A 19,273-nucleotide genomic window follows, 5' to 3' on the forward strand; every position below is an offset into this window, starting at 1 on the left:
ACTATAAAATGTGAAAATTGGAGGAAGCTATGTTATATAACAAAGAACAAGAACTTTTAAGAAAAGCAGTAAGAGATTTTGTTAGTAAAGAATTAGATACTTTACCAGCAGAAATGGATAAAACAGGTGTAATGCCTAAGGAATTAATCAAAAAATTAGCTGAAACAAAATTTATAAGCAGTAATATTCCAGAAGAGTATGGTGGTGGGGGAGCAGGATATGTTTCTTATGCTATCATAATGGAAGAAATAGCTAGAAGATGTGCATCAACAGCTACTTTTGTTACAGCTGGTTCTTCTCTTGCTACATTACCAATACTTTACAATGGTACTGAAGAGCAAAAACAAAAATACTTAAAAGGTTTAGCAACAGGTGAATTAATAGGAGCATTTGGTTTAACTGAGCCAGGAGCTGGTTCTGATGCAGGTGGACAACAAACAACAGCAGAATTAGTTGGAGACCACTACATCTTAAATGGTAGAAAAACTTTCATAACTAATGGACCATTCTGCGACATAGCTATAGTAATAGCAGTTACAGATAGAAGTAAAGGTCTTAGAGGTACATCAGCATTTATAGTAGAAAGTAAATGGGACGGTTTCTCAACAGGAGCTCATGAAGATAAAATGGGTATAAGAGGAACTGAAACTTCTGACTTAATATTTGAAAATGTTAAAGTTCCAAAAGAAAACCTTATAGGAAAAGAAGGTAATGGATTTAAAATAGCAATGGGTACTTTAGAAGTAGGTAGAATAGGTGTTGCTGCTCTAGCTCTAGGAATTGCTCAAGGTGCTTTAGATGAAGCTGTTAAATATACAAAACAAAGAGTTCAATTTGGTAAGCCTATAGCTAAATTCCAAAATACTCAATTTACTATAGCTGATATGGAAACAAAAGTTTGTGCAGCTAGAGGATTAGTTTACGATGCAGCACAAAAGAGAGATGCAGGAATGAGAGTTGCTCAAGAATCTGCAATGGCTAAATACTATGCAGCAGAAGTTGCAAATGAAGTTGCTTACAAAGCATTACAACTTCATGGTGGATATGGATTCATAAAAGATTATGAAATCGAAAGAATGTACAGAGACGCTAGAATCGTATCAATATACGAAGGAACATCAGAAGTTCAAAAAATGGTAATTTCATCAAACGTATTAAAATAATAAATAATCTAATGAAATTGGAGGTATAGACTTTGAAAATATTAGTTTGCGTAAAACAAGTTCCAGATACTAACGAAGTAAGAATAAATAAAGAAACAGGTACTCTTATAAGAGATGGAGTTCCAAGTATATTAAACCCAGATGATGCTAATGCATTAGAGGAAGCTTTAAAAATTAAAGATGAGCATGATGATGTAACTATAACAGTTATAACAATGGGACCTCCTCAAGCAGACTTTATGCTAAGAGAGTGTTTAGCTATGGGTGCTGATGATGCAATATTATTAAGTGATAGAGCATTTGGAGGAGCTGATACTTGGGCTACATCAAATACTATTGCAGCAGGTATAGCTAAAGTTGGAGATTATGACATAATATTTGCAGGAAGACAAGCAATAGATGGAGATACTGCACAAGTTGGACCACAAATTGCAGAGAAATTAGACATTCCTCAAGTTACATATGTACAAGACTTCAAAATAGAAGGAAAAGATATAATAGTTCAAAGACAATTAGAAGATGGATATGAATTAATAAAAGTAAGTACACCTGTACTTTTAACAGCAGTAAAAGAGTTAAATGCACCTAGATACATGTCTGTTGATAAAATAGTAAAAGCATATAAACATGATGTAAAAGTTTGGACAATTGATGATTTAGATGTAAATAAAGAAGAGGTTGGTTTAAAAGCATCACCAACTAAAGTATTTAGATCATTTACTCCTGAGCCAAGAGGAAAAGGAGAAATCTTAGAAGGTAAAGCTGATGAAATAGCTAACAAAATAATAATCGGTCTAAAACAAAAGCACATTATATAAGTTGGAGGAGTACAAACTATGAATGATATAAAAGATTTAAGTTCTTATAAAAACGTATGGATATTTGCAGAACAAAGAGAAGGAAAAATAGCTCCAGTAGTTATCGAATTATTAGGAGAAGGAAGAAAATTAGCTACAGAAGTAGATGCTGAGCTTTGTGCAGTATTATTAGGAAAAGATGTTGATGGATTAGCTAAAGAGTTAATCACTTTTGGAGCAGATAAAGTTTATGTTGCAGATGATGCTCTTTTAGAAAAATATACAACTGATGCATATACAAAAGTAATAAAAGATGCAATAGATGAAATAAAACCAGAAATAATGCTTTTCGGAGCAACTCATATAGGTAGAGATTTAGCACCTAGAATAGCTTCAAGAGTTGGAACTGGATTAACAGCTGACTGTACTAAGTTAGAAATAGACCCAGAAGATAAGAAAATAAAACAAACTCGTCCAGCATTTGGTGGAAACATAATGGCTACAATCATATGTCCAAACCATAGACCTCAAATGTCTACAGTTAGACCTGGTGTTATGGATAAAGCTGAGCAAGACGAAACAAGAACTGGTGAAGTTATAGCATTAGACTATAAAATAACTCAAGATGATATAAGAACTACTGTTTTAGAAACAGTTAAAACTAAAAAAGATTTAGTATCTCTTACAGATGCAAATGTTATAGTATCAGGTGGTTTAGGATTAGGTGGACCAGAAGGATTTGAAATGCTTAAGAAATTAGCTGACAAATTAGGTGGAGTAGTTGGTTCTTCTCGTGCAGCTGTAGATGCTGGATGGATAGACCATTCTCACCAAGTAGGTCAAACAGGAACTACTGTTAAGCCAAACCTATACATAGCTTGTGGTATATCAGGAGCAATACAACATTTAGCAGGTATGCAATCATCAGATTTCATAATTGCTATAAACAAAAACCCAGCAGCTCCAATTTTAGAAATCGCTGATTATGGAGTAGTTGGAGATTTACATGAAATAGTACCAATGCTTATAGATAAATTAGATAGCGTTGATGATTTATTAGAAGCTATAAAAGCTTAATTGATACAAATTATATAAATATTACTGATTGAATAAGTCTTATTAGTTAGTAACATGATTATTAACCCTTTGATAAGTTGTTGCTAGTTTGTATTTGTCAGTTATTAAAAAGTCTGTTTGAATAAAATTTTACAATACAAGATAATCTAGATAATCCTTATATGTGTATTGCTTACAAAATGTGAGTCATACCCTATAAGGATTATCTTTATTTTTTTTGAATAAATCTTAAATTTAATTAAATTGTACTAAATAGACAAATAATTACTAAATGTGTGATAAAATACAATTAAAAGCAAAATGAAATTTTTAACAAACTATAATCATTAAAATTATATCTTAGTTACATTTTAATGAAGGAAGCTATTTAAAAAGACAAATATTACGAGGAGTTGGTTGTATGTGCTAATGGTATTTATTGTAAGCAAACAATAAATTTTGTATGTAGTTCAATAAATTACTTAATGAAAGGTGCGAATATTAATGGATAATAATTTAATAGGGCTTATAGAACATGTAGAAAATCCAGCTATTTTATGTAAGGAATCAGGCGAAATAATATATTGTAATCATCTAATAGATAGTATTTTTAGTTTTCTAGATATAAAAAAGCCTAAAAATATAAATGAATTAGATTCTAACTTTGACAAAAAAGAAATTCTGACAGATAGTAAAAAGAAAATAGCTTTCAGAGAATTAAGAATGAATGCACATATATACAATATGAAAGATAATAATAATGAAAATACTATAGTTTATTTATTTGAGAAATCTGTAATATCGGATAAAGTAGTTGAGGATATAATAGAACATATAGATGAAGTTGTCGTTGTATTTAACAAAGATGGGGTAATTGAAAAGATGAATAATGTTAGTGATGAGATATTACCTTTTAAAAGAACTGAAGTACTTGGTAGAAATATAACGGACCTTGTAAGACAAGGATTAGTAGAAGAACCAATAATATTAAATATGCTTAAAGTGAAGAAAAAGATTTATAGAAATATCGTTTACCCTGATGGAAAACTTATTGCCTATACAGCAGTTCCAAGATGGGACTCTAAAGGAAAACTTACAGGAGGAGTACTTACAGGAAGAGATATTTCAAGGGTCATTAAGCTTGAATCTCAGATAAGATATAGTGATATGTCAGAGGATACAGAGTATATAAGTCAAAGTAAGATTATGGATAACATAAAAAAAGTTGTCAAGAGAGCTGCAGCTTCGGATTCTTCTATATTTATAAATGGAGAATCAGGTGTAGGAAAAGAAATAATAGCAAGAACTATCTATAAGTACAGTTCAAGAAGGGAAAAACCTTTTATCGCAATAAACTGTGGAGCTATACCAAATGAACTATTAGAATCAGAGTTTTTTGGATATGAAGAAGGTTCTTTTACTGGAGCTAAGAAAAAAGGTAAAAAGGGACTTTTTGAAGAGGCAAATGGTGGAACTATCTTTTTGGATGAGATAGGTGAGTTACCAATGCAGATGCAAAAAAAATTACTTAGAGTTATACAAGAAAATACGATTACTAGAATAGGTGGTAGCAAACCTATAAAGATAGATGTTAGATATATAAGTGCTACTAATATTTCTCATGAAGACCTTAGAAATAATCTTAAATTTAGACAAGATTTATACTATAGATTGAGTGTTATTCCAGTAAAAATACCACCACTTAGAGAGCGAAAAGAAGATATAGTACCATTAGTAAATTATTTCTTAAAGCTTTACAATGAAAAGTATAATAGAGAAGTAGAAGTTTCACCTAAGGTTATTGAGTTATTGGAAGAATATTCTTGGCCAGGTAACATAAGAGAATTGAAAAATATCATTGAAAGATTCGTAGTTTTATCAGCTAAAAATGTAATTGGAGAAGATGAATTTAATATGCTTATAAATCTAGATATGATTGATAATGAAACAGATGATTTATCACCAATAGTGGTAAATGGAATTATGAATCTTAATGATGCATATAAAATAGTAGACCAAATAATGATAAGTAAGGCTATAAATAAGTATGGTTCAATAACAAAGGCTGCTGAAGTTATAGGTATATATCCTTCTACTATTCATAGAAAGATAAAAAGTGGACACATTCATGTATAGTCAATTAGCTTAGAAAAGTAATTAGAATTGATGGAGTCTTACTTTTTAAGAGCTAATGATGGTCGATTACATAGAAAGCATAAACTGTTTGGCATAACTTAAAAAAAGAATAGATTAAGTTATGTTGATTTTGGACAACCTTTTTGGGAAATGTATGTACAACTTAAAAGAGATGGCTTAGAAATAAAATTAATTATTCCAAGTCATCTCTTTTCTTTTATAAATATTTAAAAGTTATATTAGTTTATAGAGTTAGCAGAACCTAAAACATCATCTATTTTGCTTTCAACTACAGCTTGTATAGCATCTCTACCAGCACCAATGTATTTTCTTGGGTCAAATTCTTTTGGATTTTCAGCTAAGAATTTTCTGATAGCAGCAGTCATAGCTAGTCTTAAGTCAGTATCCATGTTTATTTTACAAACAGCCATAGAAGATGCTTTTCTTAACATTTCTACAGGTACACCTTTAGCTCCAGCTATATTTCCACCAAATTCATTACATGTAGCAACTGCATTTTGGTCAACAGCAGATGCACCATGAAGAACTATTGGGAAACCTGGTAATTTGCTTTGGATTTCTTCTAGTATGTCGAATCTTAATTTAGCTTCTCCTTTGAATTTGAAAGCTCCATGAGAAGTTCCTATAGCTATTGCTAATGAATCAACTCCTGTTCTTTCAACAAACTCAACAGCTTCAGCTGGTTGAGTATATTTGTGAACATCAGAAGTAACATCATCTTCTGTTCCAGCTAAAACACCAAGTTCTGCTTCAACAACAACACCTTTAGAGTGTGCATATTCAACAGCTTCTTTAGTTATTCTAACATTTTCTTCAAAGTCAAAATGAGAACCATCTATCATAACTGAAGAGAAACCAGCATCAATACAAGTTTTAATAGCATCCATATTTGGGCCATGGTCTAAGTGAAGAGCTACGTCTACACCTATTTCATCAGAAGCAACTTTAACCATTTCAACTAATGTATGAGGTCCAGCATATTTAACAGCTGACATAGAAGCTTGTATCATAACATAAGAATTTTTAGCTTTAGCAGCTTTTAAAACACCTTGTAATTGTTCTAAGTCACTTATGTTAAATGCACCTATAGCAAATCCACCTTCATAAGCTTTTTTAAACATTTCTTTTGTAGTAATTAATGCCATTTTAAAACTCCTCCTATTAACTTTTAAAATTTACCCATCACTTATATTATAACGTTAAATCAAAAAAAGTATATAGTAAATTGTAATAACTATAAATTACAAGTATAATGTTAAATATAAGATAATAGGATTAGATAAAATAATAAAAAATATGAACGTTTTAAGAAGAATTAAGATAAAGGAGACCCAACAATGCCACAGATAAAAATTAGAGGAATTAATGAAAATGATATATGCAAAATAAGTGAAAAGATGATAGATGATTTAGTTGAAGCTGTAAAATGCCCAAGAGATTATTTTGAAATAGAATGTATAAAGTCAGTTGCAATAAGAGATGGTAAAATAGCAGATGTATATCCTTTTGTTGAAGTAGCTTGGTTTGATAGAGGGCAAGAAGTACAAGATATAGTAGCAAGAATAATAACTGATAGTATAAGAAATAATTTAGATGTAGAAAGTATGGATTTAGCATTTACAGTATTTGAAAAAGAAAAATATTATGAGAATGGAGAACATTTTTAATGGCTAAAAAGCAACGTATAGATAAAATTCTTTCAAATTTAGGTTATGGAAGTAGAAGTGAAATAAAGAAGTATTGTAAGCAGGGGTCTGTAGTAGTAAATGGAAGTGAAGTTTCAAATCCAGGAACTCAAGTAGACACTGAAAATGATGAGATATTGTTTAATGGAGAAGAAGTTATATATAGAGAATATATATATTTAATGATGAATAAACCAGATGGATATATATCAGCAACTACTGATAAATATGACCCAACGGTTTTAGATTTAATTGATTTATCATACTTAGCCTTTGAGCCATTCCCTGTTGGTAGGCTAGATAAAGACACAGAGGGATTATTAGTTTTAACTAATGATGGGAAGCTTTCTCATAGAGTTTTATCTCCTAAGAAGCATGTGCCTAAGACTTATTATGCAAAAATTGATGGAGTAGTTGCTGAAGAAGATGTAGAAGCTTTTTTAGAAGGTGTAGTGCTTGATGATGGATATAAAACTATGCCATCTCAGTTAAATATATTAAAGAGTGATGATGAATCAGAGATAGAACTTACAATACATGAAGGTAAGTTTCACCAAGTAAAAAGAATGTTTGAAAGTGTAGGCAAAAAAGTAGTATACTTAAAAAGATTGTCTATGGGTAATTTGAAATTGGATGAGAGCCTAGAATTAGGTGAGTATAGAGAGTTAACAGATGAAGAAGTAAAGATGATTGAAGAAAGATAATATAATAAATTGGAGGAAGGTTTGTGAAGAAAAAGGATATTGTAGAATTTGAAATAGATAAAATGGAATTTGGTGGTACATCATTAGGTCAAATTGGAGACAGAGTTATTCACATGAAGGGTGGAATAAGTGGTCAAAAGGTAAGAGCTGGTGTTAAAAAAGTTAGAAGTAAGAAAGCCGAAGTTAAGATGATAGAATTATTAGAGTACTCACCACTTGAAACTGAAGAAGCTTGCAAGCATTTTAGAGAGTGTGGAGGATGTACATTACTATCAGTACCATATGAAAAGCAATTGGAAATAAAAGAAAAACAAGTTATGGATTTATTCTTAAAGCAAGACTTATTTGGATTTCAATTTTTAGGGATAGAAGGAAGTCCAGAAAACAAATATTATAGAAATAAGATGGAGTATACTTTTGGAGATGAAGTAAAAAATGGACCTTTGACATTAGGGCTTCATAAAAAAGGAAAGCATATAGATATACAAACTGTTGAGGAGTGTATGTTAGTTGATGAAGACTTCTCAAAAATATTAGTTTCTAGTGTAGAGTTTTTTAATGAAAAAGAGCTTCCTTATTATAGAACAATGAATCATAAAGGATATTTGAGACATCTTGTAGTTAGAAAAGGGATTCATACTAATGAGATTATGGTTAATATAGTAACTTCTTCTCAAGAAGATTTTGACATGAATGAATTTAAAGAGATGCTTTTAGGGATTGATTTCAAAGCTGAGTTAGTAGGGATACTTCATACTATTAATGATGGTTTAGCAGATGCAGTCCAATGTGATGAGTTAAGAGTATTGTATGGAAGAGATTATATACAAGAAGAAATTTTAGGTCTTAAGTTTAAGATTTCTCCATTTTCATTTTTCCAAACTAATACTAAGGGAGCTGAGGTTCTTTATAGTATTGCTAGGGATTTTATTGGAGATTACAATGATAAGGTTGTGTTTGACTTGTATAGTGGGACTGGGTCTATTGGACAGGTTATGGCTGGTGCAGCTAAGAAGGTGTATGGTATTGAGATAGTCGAGGAAGCTGTTGTTGCTGCTAATGAGAATGCGAAGTTGAATGGGCTTACTAATTGTGAGTTTATTGCTGGAGATGTGGCTAAGGTTGTTAAGGATTTGAAGGACAAGCCTGATTTGATTATTGTTGACCCTCCAAGGCCAGGTATTCATAAGGATGCTATTAGGGATATTTGTGGATTTGGCGCTAAGGAGATTGTTTATATTTCTTGTAATCCTAAGTCTTTGGTTGTTGATTTGGTTGATTTTAAGGGTTATGGTTATGAGATTAAGATGGTTAAGTGTATGGATATGTTCCCAAATACACCTCATTGCGAGACTGTAGTTAAACTTATTAGAGAATAACAGGATTCTAGCTGTTTGAATGATGTTATAAAGGTGGATTTGCCACCGATTTGCCACCATAATTATTTTTAAGTAGCAAATTTATTCTACAATGCTTTTAAAAATATTTCCAGACTCCAAATTAATTTAGAGTAAAGTATATACAATAGATTTGTAATAGTAAATAATTACTTGTGATATAGATGAAAAAATTTAATTTACACTATAAATATTCACTTAAGGTACTATACTAAAACATTGATAGTATAGTACCTTTTTGTAAGCACATAAAAAGTAGACAAATACATAAATTATAGTCTATTTGTAGTTAATATGAGATTGGCATTTTCAATAGGATAATATTCCAAGGTATTTTTTCTTAAGTGGAGAAGTACCTATTTTACTATTTACATTTTATATCTTCTAAATTACTTATATATCTATCATTTTATTTATACTATTTTATTCTTATTTTTATAGAAACTAAAATTTTATTTGGTAAATAATTATATTTCTATTGGATGTTGTAATAACAATATCACTCTTCTTTAGAATTTATTATATCTAATTAACTTAAGATGTATAAAATCATAAATGTGTAAGATGTAAGAAGGATAATTCAAATTTTTTAATTGTAATTTTAGTGAGTTAGCAAGTGTACTTTTATCTGCTTCTCCTAAACTATCAATACTAATAATATATATTTTATTAGAAATGTCCTAATTTATTAGTTTATCAAATATCATCTTCATTATAATTTCATCATTTCATTAATATAAATAGTATTAAGATTTTTATAAGAGTTAAAGCAAGCATGTATTATTACTTAAATATTTGTATAATCAACATCTAGCAATTTACCTTTTTGGTGAAAATGATTAACAAGTTTTTTAGGATAATTCATTATTAATTCATCTGGAAAATTAATTTCTTTTAAGATATTCTCAGAATACTCATAGTTACCTATATCAAAACAAATGTGAGCATCTGAAGTTAGTATGATTTTAGCACCATATTTTTTGCAAAGTGTAGCAATATACTTACAATTATCCAAGCTACCACTTCTTGACACGCCTTTGATAGAACAATTATTTATTTCTATTAATATATTCTTTTCCATGGCTAATTTAATGATTAATTCATAGTCGATTGGGTAGTTTGGGTTTCCAAGGTGACCTAATATTTCAATATTATCATGCTTATCTATTACATTTATTAAGGCTTTAGTATTATTCTCCAATGTATTTGGTGAAAAAACGGCTTCATGAAATGACAAGATAATATATAATCTAATCGAGGAATGACAAAGGGTTCTAGGTCTATGCTTCCTTCAGTGTCTAGTATATTTGCTTCACATCCTCTTAGGATTATAATGTCATTTATGATTCTTGGAATATTTTGAATGTTGTGAAAGTACCATTTGTGGGGAGAACCAGGCATCTTAGGACCATGTTCAGATGTACCTAGTATCTTAATTCCATTTTCTTTACAATAATTAATATTTTCTAACAAAGTGCTATAGCCATGACCACTGACTATAGAGTGGGTGTGTAAATCTGATAAAAAATTCATATAAATTCCTCCTCTATAAAAGATGAGGGTAACGTAATTTATATTATAAAACGAACCAGAAATAAAATCAATAGTTACACAATTAGACAAAAATATTAAAATATTGTAGAATTAAGCTTAATAATAAATATTTAACAGTATTACTGCTTATGGGGGAGGTCAACTATGATACAAAAGAAGCTATCAAGGAAAGAAAAAGTTTTAATTTGCTTGAAAAGGCTAACAGAGGAACACTTGAACCTTAATAATGGCATTAGATTTGGATTTGATGCAGAATATATTGCTACTGAAGTAGGTATAAATAGAAGTAATGCTAGTAAGGAATTAAATCAATTGATAAAGGAAAGTATTATTATAAAGATAAAAGGAAAACCTGTTCAGTACTTATATAAAGAAAGTATTGAGAGTATTTTAGGAAAGAAACTAAATAAAGGGATATTTGATAATATTAACTCTATAAATGAATATAGTGAGAATGATTCTATCAAAGATGAGTATATTGTAGATAGCATAAAAAAAGAGAACAATATTTTTAATTTAATAGGGTATGATGGAAGTTTAAAGTCCCAGATAGAGCAAGCTAAAGCAGCAGTAATATATCCACCTAAGGGTTTGAGTACATTAATAATAGGACCTACAGGAGTTGGTAAATCTATATTTGCAGAATATATGTATAAGTATAGCTTAACTATAAAAGAAAATAGTGATAATGCACCATTTATCATATTTAACTGTGCTGATTATTCTGATAATCAGCAATTATTATTAGCGCAACTTTTTGGATATGTAAAAGGGGCATTTACTGGGGCTGATAAAGATAAGTATGGTATTGTACATGAGGCTAATAATGGGATATTGTTTTTAGATGAAGTTCATAGGTTATCTGCAGAGGGACAAGAAATGCTATTTCTGCTTATGGATAAAGGTATATATAGAAGGTTAGGAGAGACTAATAAGGTACATGAGTGTAGGGTTATGATAATTGCGGCTACTACAGAAGATCCACAAACAGCAATGTTGGAAACGTTTTTAAGAAGAATACCTGTAACTATAAAGATTCCGTCTTTAGAGGAAAGAGGCTTTCAGGAGAGAATGAGGCTTATATGTTATTTTTTTAAAGAAGAAAGTATTAGGATTGGTGTTAAGTTAAAGGTTTCAAAAGAAGTTATTAAGGCATTTATTTTATATAAGTGTAAGGGAAATATAGGACAATTAAAAAGCGACATACAATTAATTTGTGCAAGAGCTTTCTTAGACTATATGACCTATAAAATGGAATGTGTATATGTAAGACTTTCTCTTCTACCAAACAATATTAGAGAGTCGTTGTATGGAAATAACAGAAAAGAGGAGTTTGTACAGAATTTCAGTTTTATTGGGAAAGATGATATTATTTTTTTACCAGAAGAAAAGAATTTTGAAAGTGAAAATTTATTAATAGAAAATAAAAAATATGATTTAGATTTCTATGGAATGATAAAAGAAACTTGGGATAAACTTCAACAAGAAGGTATTAAAGAGTCACAAATTAGAAGCTTTATAGATGAAGATATACAGAAGTATTCCTATAATTTAATGAATACTTTTATATATAATAGTAGTAATCAAACAGCTTATAACAATATTGTTAATGATTCAATTGCAACTACTGTGAAGTATATTTTACAAAAGCATGATAAATGGAGTAGAAAAGAAGGATTAGATAAATTAATAAAAGCTATAGCCTTACACATTCAGAATTTAATTGAAAGAATAAAGATTGGGAACATAGTAAAACATCCTAATAAAGATGAAATTATGAAGGAAAGAGCATATGAATATGACATAGCAAAAGAAATATTATCTAACATGTCATTAATGTATGGGGTTGAGTTTCCAGAAGATGAAGCAATTTTTTTAGCAACGTTTCTTTATTTATCTTATGTGGGATTAAATGAGGAAAGTATAGCAATATTAGTTATAATGCATGGTGAATCTACAGCATCTAGCATGGTAAATGTAGCTAATACTTTACTGGATTGTAACCATGCAGTGGCAATCAATATGGGGCTAGAAGATAGAGTTCAGGATATTTTAGTCCAAGCTGTAGAAATAGCCAATGAAATTGATAAAGGAAAGGGAGTTTTAATTTTAACTGATATGGGATCTATTTTAACATTTGCTAAAGTTATTCATGATGCTACTGGAAAAGAAGTAAAAGCAATAGATATGGTAAGTACACCTATTGTAATAGAAGCAACTAGAAAGGCTCTAACTCCTGAAATGACATTAGAGAAATTATATTTTAATATTATAGAATCTATAAAGAAACATTATGGAGATATGGAAATTACATATGCTGAAAAAGATAATGGTGGTAGATATTTTGATAGATTACTAATTGACAATATTAGTAAGACTTTGACCTTTTTAAATGGGGAAAAAGCTTATTTTATATTAAAAGAAGTAATTAATAGGATTAGTGAACATTATTCTTTAGTAATTCAAGATGAGCTTTTAGTAAAGTTTATATTTCATTGTTCATGTATGATTGAAAGAATAATAATAAAAGAGTCTTTAGTTTATAAATTATACGAAGAAAGAATTAGTAGAAGTAAAGAATTATATTTAGTTATAAAAGAAAATTTTAAGCTTGTAGAAGAGACATTCGATATAATTATTTCAGATATGGAATATGCAAATATATTAGATATATTTGAATCACAATATGATACAGATAAATTTAAAAGTTGATACAAAATTTAAAAATAGCCAAAAGGCTATCTTTTTTTTACTTTTTTTGATACAGATTTGATACAGGTCGGAAAAAGATTTTGATACATATTGAAAGAATAAGTTTTTTTAATAAATTAAGCAAAAAGGGTTGGTTAAATCTTGCAGAATAGCCACTTGTTATTGATACACATACGTTGGCATGGCAATTGCTTATATAAAAAGTGACAAAAAAAGTGAGGTGAGATTGGTGATAGGTATAATAGTTATGACTCATGGGAGTTTTAGTGAAGAAATTATAAAAAGCTGTGAACTTATTGCAGGACCAGCAGAAAGAACAGCAGCAATTAAACTAAATAGGAATGATAATATTGAAGACTTAAATAGAAATTTTGTAGAAAAGTTAAATGAATTAGATGAAGGTGACGGAGTTTTAGTATTAGCTGACCTATTAGGAGGTTCGCCAAGTAATGTCGCAAGTTTAAACCTTAAAAAAGGTGGAGACTTTCATGCACTTACTGGAGTAAACCTTCCAATGCTACTTGAAGCTTTAATTAATAGAGAAGGAAAAAATCTAGAAGAGTTAGCAGATGCATGTATTGAAGCTGGAAAAACTGGTATAAACAATATTAATAAAGTTCTTAGCTCAATGTAATATAAAAAGGAGTTCGATTAAAAATGTCTTTAGTGGAATATTGCAGATGTGATGATAGATTAATACATGGTCAAGTGATATATAAATGGGTTAGGCATCTAGGTGTTAAAAAAATAGTAGTAGTAGATGATGAAACAACCAATGATGTTATTTCTAAAGGTTTAATAAAAATGGCAGCACCAAAAAATATTGATTTATCAATATTAACTGTAAGTGAATCAAGGAGGTATTTTTATAATAACCAAGCTGATGATAACGTTTTTGTATTAATTAAAAACTTAGATACTGCAAATAGAATGATAGAGGAAGGAATCGATATTAAAAAACTTATTATTGGAAGAATACCTACAGGGATAGGAAAAAAGAAAATATCTCAAAATGTATACATTAATAAAAAAGAGTTTCTTTTAATATATGCATTTATTAAAAAAAATATTAATGTATCAATTCAAATGGTACCTGATGATGATGAAGTAGAATTAAATCACAGTATTAATCGCTATAAAGGAGAGTTTGTTTAGTAATGAATAAATATAAGGCAATTATACTCTGCCATGGAACTTGGGGAGAGGTATTAGTAGAAGAAGCGAATGAAAATTTTGGATTGTCAAATCAATACGAAGTTTTATCACTAAGCTCTGAAAAAGATGTTTCTGTATTCATGAAAGAGGTTGAAGAAGTAGTAGATAAAGAAGATGTGAAAATTATAATATCAGATCTTTATGGGGGGTCTACATCAAGTGTTGCAATAGCTATTGCTATAAGAAGAGGTATAGATGCAATAAATGGACTTAGCTTACAGACAATTTTAATAGTAGATGAAGAATTAAGCAAGGACGATAAAGTACATACATTACCAGAAAGAATTGTGAAAAAGAATAATAACCTTTGTGTAGATTTAATTAAAGAATTTAAAAAAATATAAATTATGAGGTGGATATAATGTCAAAAATAACATTAGTAAGAGTAGATCACAGATTAATTCATGGACAAGTTATAACAAAATGGGTGAAAATCGCTCAAGCTCAAAAAATAATAATAGTTGATGACTTCTTAGGTCAAGATGAATTTATGGCTGATATATATAGAATGGCAGCACCATCAGGAGTAGAAGTATCTATTTTAACAGCAGAAGATGCAGGACAAGCATTCCAAAACAATACTTTAGGAGATAAAAATATATTTATTCTATTTAAGAACGTTGATATGGCAAGTAAAGCGTATAAGGCCGGACTTAAATATGAAAAGATTCAATTAGGAGGCATTCCAAATGAAGCAGGAAAGAAGATGGTATTTACAGCTGTTTCATTAGGAAATGAAGATGTAGAACAACTAAATGAACTTAATGAAGAGGGGGTTGAAATAGTTCTACAAGTTATACCAGAGGAATCATCTATGACATATGAAAATGCATTAAAGAAATTTAAATAAAAATTATAAATAAGGAGGAATTATAAATGGAATCTGTTTTGATGTTGGCAATTGTAACAGGATTATGGTATTGGTTTGCAGCAGGTCTTGCAGGATATACTCTTTTCTCAACACTAAAGTCACCTTTATTTATAGGTTTTAGCCTTGGATTACTTTGGGGTGATGTAACAACTGGTATGATTGTTGGTGCAAGTATAGAAATGGTTTATCTAGGAATGGTTGCAGCAGGAGGAAATATTCCATCTGATAAATGTTTAGCTGCTCTTATTGCAATACCAGTAGCACTTCAAACTGGTGTTAATGCAGAAGTTGCAGTATCTATTGCAGTACCTTTAGGTGTTATAGGAGTATTAGTTAATAACTTAAGAAGAACTGGTAATGCTGTATTAGTTCATAAGGCAGATAAGTATGCTGAAGTAGGTAATACAAAAGGTATCTGGAGATGTGCAACACTTTACTCTTTAATATTTGGATTTTTTTTGAGATTTCCAATAGTTTTTGTATGTAACTTTTTTGGAGCAGATTTAGTTCAATCATTATTAGATGTTATACCACAATGGTTAATGAATGGATTAACAGTAATGGGTGGTATATTACCTGCATTAGGTTTTGCAACAACAATATTTACTATAGGTAAAAATAAATTCTTACCAATGTTTATTATAGGATTTTTTATGGTTCAATATTTTAAAATATCAATTACTGCAGCTGCAATATTTGGTGTTTGTATAGCTCTTTTAGTTACATTTATGAAAGAAGATAAAAGGGTAGGTGAAGTATAATGCAAGATATTAAAAATGAACAAGGTACAACTGAAGTTAATAAGATAAGAGTACTTACGAAAAAAGATGTAACAAAAACATATCTAAGATGGTGGTGGACAGCAGAATTATCTAACTCTTTTGAAAGAATGCAAGCATTAGCAGTTTGTGCAAGTTTCACTCCAGCTTTAGAAAAGTTGTATAAGAAAAAAGAAGATTTAGTAGATGCATTAAAGAGACACTTACAATTTTTTAATACTCAAGCTATATGGGGAGGGTTAATTCATGGTACAGTTTTAGCTATGGAAGAAGAAAAAGCTACTGAAGGAAAAATCCCAGGAGAAGTTATTTCAGGTGTTAAGAATGGTCTTATGGGACCTTTGGCTGGAATTGGAGATACTTTAGATTTTGGTACATTTCAAACAATATTCCTAGCTTTAGGTGCTTCATTTGGTGCAGAAGGAAGTGTTATAGGTGCATTTTTCCCAATAATGTTTAGTATATTACTATTTTGTGAAGGCTATTATTTATTCCATTTAGGATATTCTTTAGGTAGAGATTCAATTAAGAAAATTCTATCAGGTGGTATTGTCAATAAGATAATTGATGGTGCTTCAATTCTAGGAATGTTTATGATGGGAGCATTATCTGCAACTACAGTTAAGCTTTCAACACCATTATCATTTAATATTGGTGGTAAAGCAATTGTTGTTCAAGATACATTAAATATGATTGCTCCAGGCTTATTACCACTTGGTGTTGTATTCTTTGTATATTGGGGAATGAAATACAAGAAGTGGACAATAACTAAGCTGTTAGTAATTTTAGTTGTAGTAGCATTAGTAGGATCATTCATTGGAATATTCTAATTTACAATGATTAAAATATAGAATTTAATTTTAGGAGGAGAAAGAAATGTCAGAAAAAATGTATACAGAAAAGGAATATTTAGAAGGAATTAGGGGAGCAACAGGAGAAAGAGCAGTATGGTTCTATCTTCTTATGAAAGAAGCTGAAAAATTAGGAGTTAATCCAGATGATATATGTAAAGAAGCAATATACGGATTTGGTAAAATGAGAGGTCAAAAATATAACGTAGCAGATACTCCAGGAAAAATGGCGGAAATGTTATATAATAGTAAAGGACAAAAAGTGTTTGAAATGGAATTAGTAGAAAATACAGATGAAAATGGAGTTTTAAAATTCCATCACTGTCCATTAGATGCTGCTTGGAAAGAATATGGATTAAATAAAGAAGAAAGAAAAGAAATTTGTAGATTAGCTTGCTATGGTGATTATGGAAGAGTTGATTGTGCACGAGGTGTTAGATTAGAGTTTGCTCAAAAATGTGCTCATGATGATGAAGTTTGCGAGTTAGTATTTACAAGAAAATAGTTTTTAATGTAAAAGCCTGTCCTTATGGACAGGCTTTAAAAAAACAGAAAGTAGGTTGATTTATGGATATAAGCAGAAGTGTAGATAATAGCTTAAATAGAACAGTAGAATTCCTAAAAGAATTAATAAAAATTGATACACAACAAGGTGAACCTATTTCACAATGTCCTTTTGGTATAGGACCTAAAAAATCTTTAGAAAAAACTTTAGATTACTGCGCTAGTTTGGGTTTTAGCGTTAAAAATATTGATAATTATATTGGATATGCAGAAATTGGAGAAGGAGAAGAATTAATAGGAATTCCAATGCATTTAGATGTAGTTCCACCAGGAGATGGGTGGAGTGTAGATCCATTTTCGGGAACAGTAATTGACAATATTATTTATGGAAGAGGTGCCATAGATAATAAGGGCGCTGTATCTATGCTTATACATGTATTGAAAAACATAGAGGATGTGTACCCTACAATTAATAAAAGAATAAGATTAATTTTTGGTACAAATGAGGAAACAGGTATGGAGTGTATCAAATATTATCTAGATAAAGGTGAAGAAATTCCAAGTATGGGCTTTACTCCAGATGCTATGTATCCAGTGGTTAATGGAGAAAAAGGAAGAGTTCATATAAGGATAGAAAAAGAGATTAAAATTGATATAAGTAAACCTTACATAATAGTGAGGGGAGGAACTAAAGAAAATGTTGTTCCATCTTATTGTACTGCAAAAATTATTAATGGAATTATTTCAGAGTTGACTACTAAAGGAGTAGCTACGCATGCAAGTAATCCTGAAAAGGGAGAAAATGCTATATCTAAAATGGTAATAAAGATAGTTGAAGATAATATGGATTTTCAGTATAGAGAAGATATAGAATTAATTTCAAAATACCTTTGTAGTGACTATTATGGAGATGCATTGGGAATTAATCAATATGATGAGGTATTCAAAAGCACTACTTTAAATTTAGGAATATTAAAAGCAAATGAGGAAAAAATCATATGTGAACTAGATATAAGGTATGGCAAAAATATAGATTTAAACAATATAATACATAGATTCAAAAAGTTTTTTTGTAATGGTTGGAAAATAAAGATTATTACTCATAAGGACTTACATTATGTGGATGAGAATAATTTAGTACTTAAAAAGTTATTAGAAGCATATGAAGAAATAACAGATGAAAATGGATATACAATTGCTATGGGTGGTGGTACATATGCAAGTTGGTTTAAAGATATGGTGGCGTTTGGACCTAAGTTCTTAGCGTATAAAACTGGCGGTCATGGAGCAGATGAAAGAGTATCGATAGAGCATATACGAAAGAATATGGAGATATATACCTTGGCTTTAATAAAACTATTAGAATTGTAAAAGGATAAGAGATATTATGTGCAAATATATAGATATCTTAAAAATAGAGGTTGTTTCTGCAGAAGGGTGTACTGAACCAATAGCTATAGTATATGCAATTTTCCGTGCTTTAGGACAGATAAAAGGAGAGATAAAACAAATTCAACTTTATTTAAGTACGAACATAATTAAGGATGCATTAGAGGTAAGTATACCTGGAACTGGGAAAATAGGAATAGAAATAGCAGCAACACTTAGTAAAATTATTAAAAAATCAGAAAAAAAGTTAGAGATATTATCTAATTTTACTAAAGATAAATTAGATAAGGCTAATGAAATAGTTGATAATAAAATTATGTAAAATTGTATCTTATTATTAATTTTGTAATATAATAAAAGCAAGAAGAACTACAATCTGTTTAGCAAATGTAATTTGTTTCCAAAATATTTGTAACTAGGAACAAGTTTATTAAAAGCT

20 protein-coding genes are annotated in these 19,273 nt (G+C 29.8%); 17 read left to right on the forward strand and 3 right to left on the reverse strand.

Annotated elements, in window-relative coordinates; genetic code table 11:
- The first annotated feature begins 29 nt into the window (after positions 1-29).
- The 4 genes from acdB (at position 30) to Q3223_RS12140 (ending at position 5,152) form a co-directional block, all read left to right on the forward strand.
- Complete coding sequence (gene acdB / locus Q3223_RS12125; protein WP_021382942.1) at positions 30-1,163, forward strand: putative isocaproyl-CoA dehydrogenase AcdB; 1,134 nt, start codon at positions 30-32, stop codon at positions 1,161-1,163.
- Between the two features lie 32 nt (positions 1,164-1,195).
- Entirely contained in the window at positions 1,196-1,981 is a 786-nt protein-coding gene (gene etfB, locus Q3223_RS12130) for an electron transfer flavoprotein subunit beta (RefSeq protein WP_054268938.1), read from the forward strand.
- Between the two features lie 18 nt (positions 1,982-1,999).
- Positions 2,000-3,037: an electron transfer flavoprotein subunit alpha/FixB family protein gene (locus Q3223_RS12135; RefSeq protein ID WP_021382901.1), complete on the forward strand. Its 1,038-nt coding sequence runs from the start codon at positions 2,000-2,002 to the stop codon at positions 3,035-3,037.
- Positions 3,038-3,520: 483 nt separating this feature from the next.
- Positions 3,521-5,152 carry a sigma-54-dependent Fis family transcriptional regulator gene (locus Q3223_RS12140; RefSeq protein WP_054268939.1) on the forward strand — a complete coding sequence of 544 codons (1,632 nt, stop codon included), beginning with the start codon at positions 3,521-3,523 and terminating at the stop codon, positions 5,150-5,152.
- 239 nt (positions 5,153-5,391) lie between these two features.
- Here the strand turns inward: Q3223_RS12140 and fba are convergent, their stop codons facing one another.
- Positions 5,392-6,318, reverse strand: coding sequence for a class II fructose-1,6-bisphosphate aldolase (fba, locus tag Q3223_RS12145; RefSeq protein ID WP_054268940.1), 927 nt, complete (start codon positions 6,316-6,318; stop codon positions 5,392-5,394).
- Positions 6,319-6,510: 192 nt separating this feature from the next.
- Here fba and Q3223_RS12150 point away from each other — a divergent pair, with 192 nt between their 5' ends.
- The 3 genes from Q3223_RS12150 to rlmD are packed head-to-tail and all read left to right on the forward strand — an operon-like array spanning position 6,511 to position 8,941.
- Positions 6,511-6,840, forward strand: coding sequence for a DUF1904 domain-containing protein (locus Q3223_RS12150; protein ID WP_003427754.1), 330 nt, complete (start codon positions 6,511-6,513; stop codon positions 6,838-6,840).
- Complete coding sequence (locus Q3223_RS12155; protein ID WP_054268941.1) at positions 6,840-7,562, forward strand: pseudouridine synthase; 723 nt, start codon at positions 6,840-6,842, stop codon at positions 7,560-7,562. The genes Q3223_RS12150 and Q3223_RS12155 overlap by 1 nt, the downstream gene beginning before the upstream one ends.
- Before the next feature lie 23 nt (positions 7,563-7,585).
- Positions 7,586-8,941, forward strand: a complete 1,356-nt coding sequence (gene rlmD, locus Q3223_RS12160) for a 23S rRNA (uracil(1939)-C(5))-methyltransferase RlmD (protein WP_054268942.1) — start codon at positions 7,586-7,588, stop codon at positions 8,939-8,941.
- A gap of 805 nt (positions 8,942-9,746) precedes the next feature.
- On the opposite strand, the gene Q3223_RS12165 is transcribed toward rlmD, so the two are convergent.
- The gene (locus Q3223_RS12165; RefSeq protein ID WP_407812041.1) at positions 9,747-10,196 is read right to left on the reverse strand and encodes a hypothetical protein; all 450 of its coding nucleotides are present in this window, start codon (positions 10,194-10,196) and stop codon (positions 9,747-9,749) included.
- On the reverse strand, positions 10,136-10,492 hold the full coding sequence (locus Q3223_RS12170) for a hypothetical protein (protein WP_407812042.1): 357 nt from the start codon (positions 10,490-10,492) through the stop codon (positions 10,136-10,138). Before Q3223_RS12170 ends, Q3223_RS12165 begins: the two co-directional genes overlap by 61 nt.
- 165 nt (positions 10,493-10,657) lie before the next feature.
- Between Q3223_RS12170 and Q3223_RS12175 the strand changes: the two genes are divergently transcribed.
- The 10 genes from Q3223_RS12175 (at position 10,658) to Q3223_RS12220 (ending at position 19,156) form a co-directional block, all read left to right on the forward strand.
- Entirely contained in the window at positions 10,658-13,225 is a 2,568-nt protein-coding gene (locus tag Q3223_RS12175) for a sigma-54-dependent transcriptional regulator (RefSeq protein WP_407812043.1), read from the forward strand.
- Positions 13,226-13,454: 229 nt separating this feature from the next.
- A complete protein-coding gene (locus tag Q3223_RS12180; protein WP_054268945.1) occupies positions 13,455-13,859 on the forward strand; it encodes a PTS sugar transporter subunit IIA in 405 nt (134 codons plus the stop codon).
- Positions 13,860-13,882: 23 nt separating this feature from the next.
- Complete coding sequence (locus tag Q3223_RS12185; RefSeq protein WP_223152938.1) at positions 13,883-14,380, forward strand: PTS sugar transporter subunit IIB; 498 nt, start codon at positions 13,883-13,885, stop codon at positions 14,378-14,380.
- A gap of 2 nt (positions 14,381-14,382) precedes the next feature.
- Positions 14,383-14,784, forward strand: coding sequence for a PTS mannose transporter subunit IIC (locus tag Q3223_RS12190; RefSeq protein ID WP_074179975.1), 402 nt, complete (start codon positions 14,383-14,385; stop codon positions 14,782-14,784).
- 17 nt (positions 14,785-14,801) lie between these two features.
- Positions 14,802-15,290 carry a PTS sugar transporter subunit IIB gene (locus Q3223_RS12195; protein WP_054268948.1) on the forward strand — a complete coding sequence of 163 codons (489 nt, stop codon included), beginning with the start codon at positions 14,802-14,804 and terminating at the stop codon, positions 15,288-15,290.
- A gap of 26 nt (positions 15,291-15,316) precedes the next feature.
- The gene (locus Q3223_RS12200) at positions 15,317-16,072 is read left to right on the forward strand and encodes a PTS sugar transporter subunit IIC (protein WP_021383017.1); all 756 of its coding nucleotides are present in this window, start codon (positions 15,317-15,319) and stop codon (positions 16,070-16,072) included.
- Entirely contained in the window at positions 16,072-16,920 is an 849-nt protein-coding gene (locus Q3223_RS12205; protein ID WP_054268950.1) for a PTS system mannose/fructose/sorbose family transporter subunit IID, read from the forward strand. Before Q3223_RS12200 ends, Q3223_RS12205 begins: the two co-directional genes overlap by 1 nt.
- Positions 16,921-16,966: 46 nt before the next feature.
- Positions 16,967-17,446: an L-2-amino-thiazoline-4-carboxylic acid hydrolase gene (locus tag Q3223_RS12210; protein WP_054268951.1), complete on the forward strand. Its 480-nt coding sequence runs from the start codon at positions 16,967-16,969 to the stop codon at positions 17,444-17,446.
- Positions 17,447-17,508: 62 nt separating this feature from the next.
- A complete protein-coding gene (locus Q3223_RS12215) occupies positions 17,509-18,816 on the forward strand; it encodes a M20 family metallopeptidase (protein ID WP_223152939.1) in 1,308 nt (435 codons plus the stop codon).
- Positions 18,817-18,832: 16 nt separating this feature from the next.
- Entirely contained in the window at positions 18,833-19,156 is a 324-nt protein-coding gene (locus tag Q3223_RS12220; protein ID WP_167639809.1) for a hypothetical protein, read from the forward strand.
- The last annotated feature ends 117 nt before the right edge of the window (positions 19,157-19,273 follow it).

It is taken from the genome of Clostridioides sp. GD02367 (genome assembly GCF_045900275.1).
GTDB classification, from domain to species: domain Bacteria; phylum Bacillota; class Clostridia; order Peptostreptococcales; family Peptostreptococcaceae; genus Clostridioides; species Clostridioides difficile_A.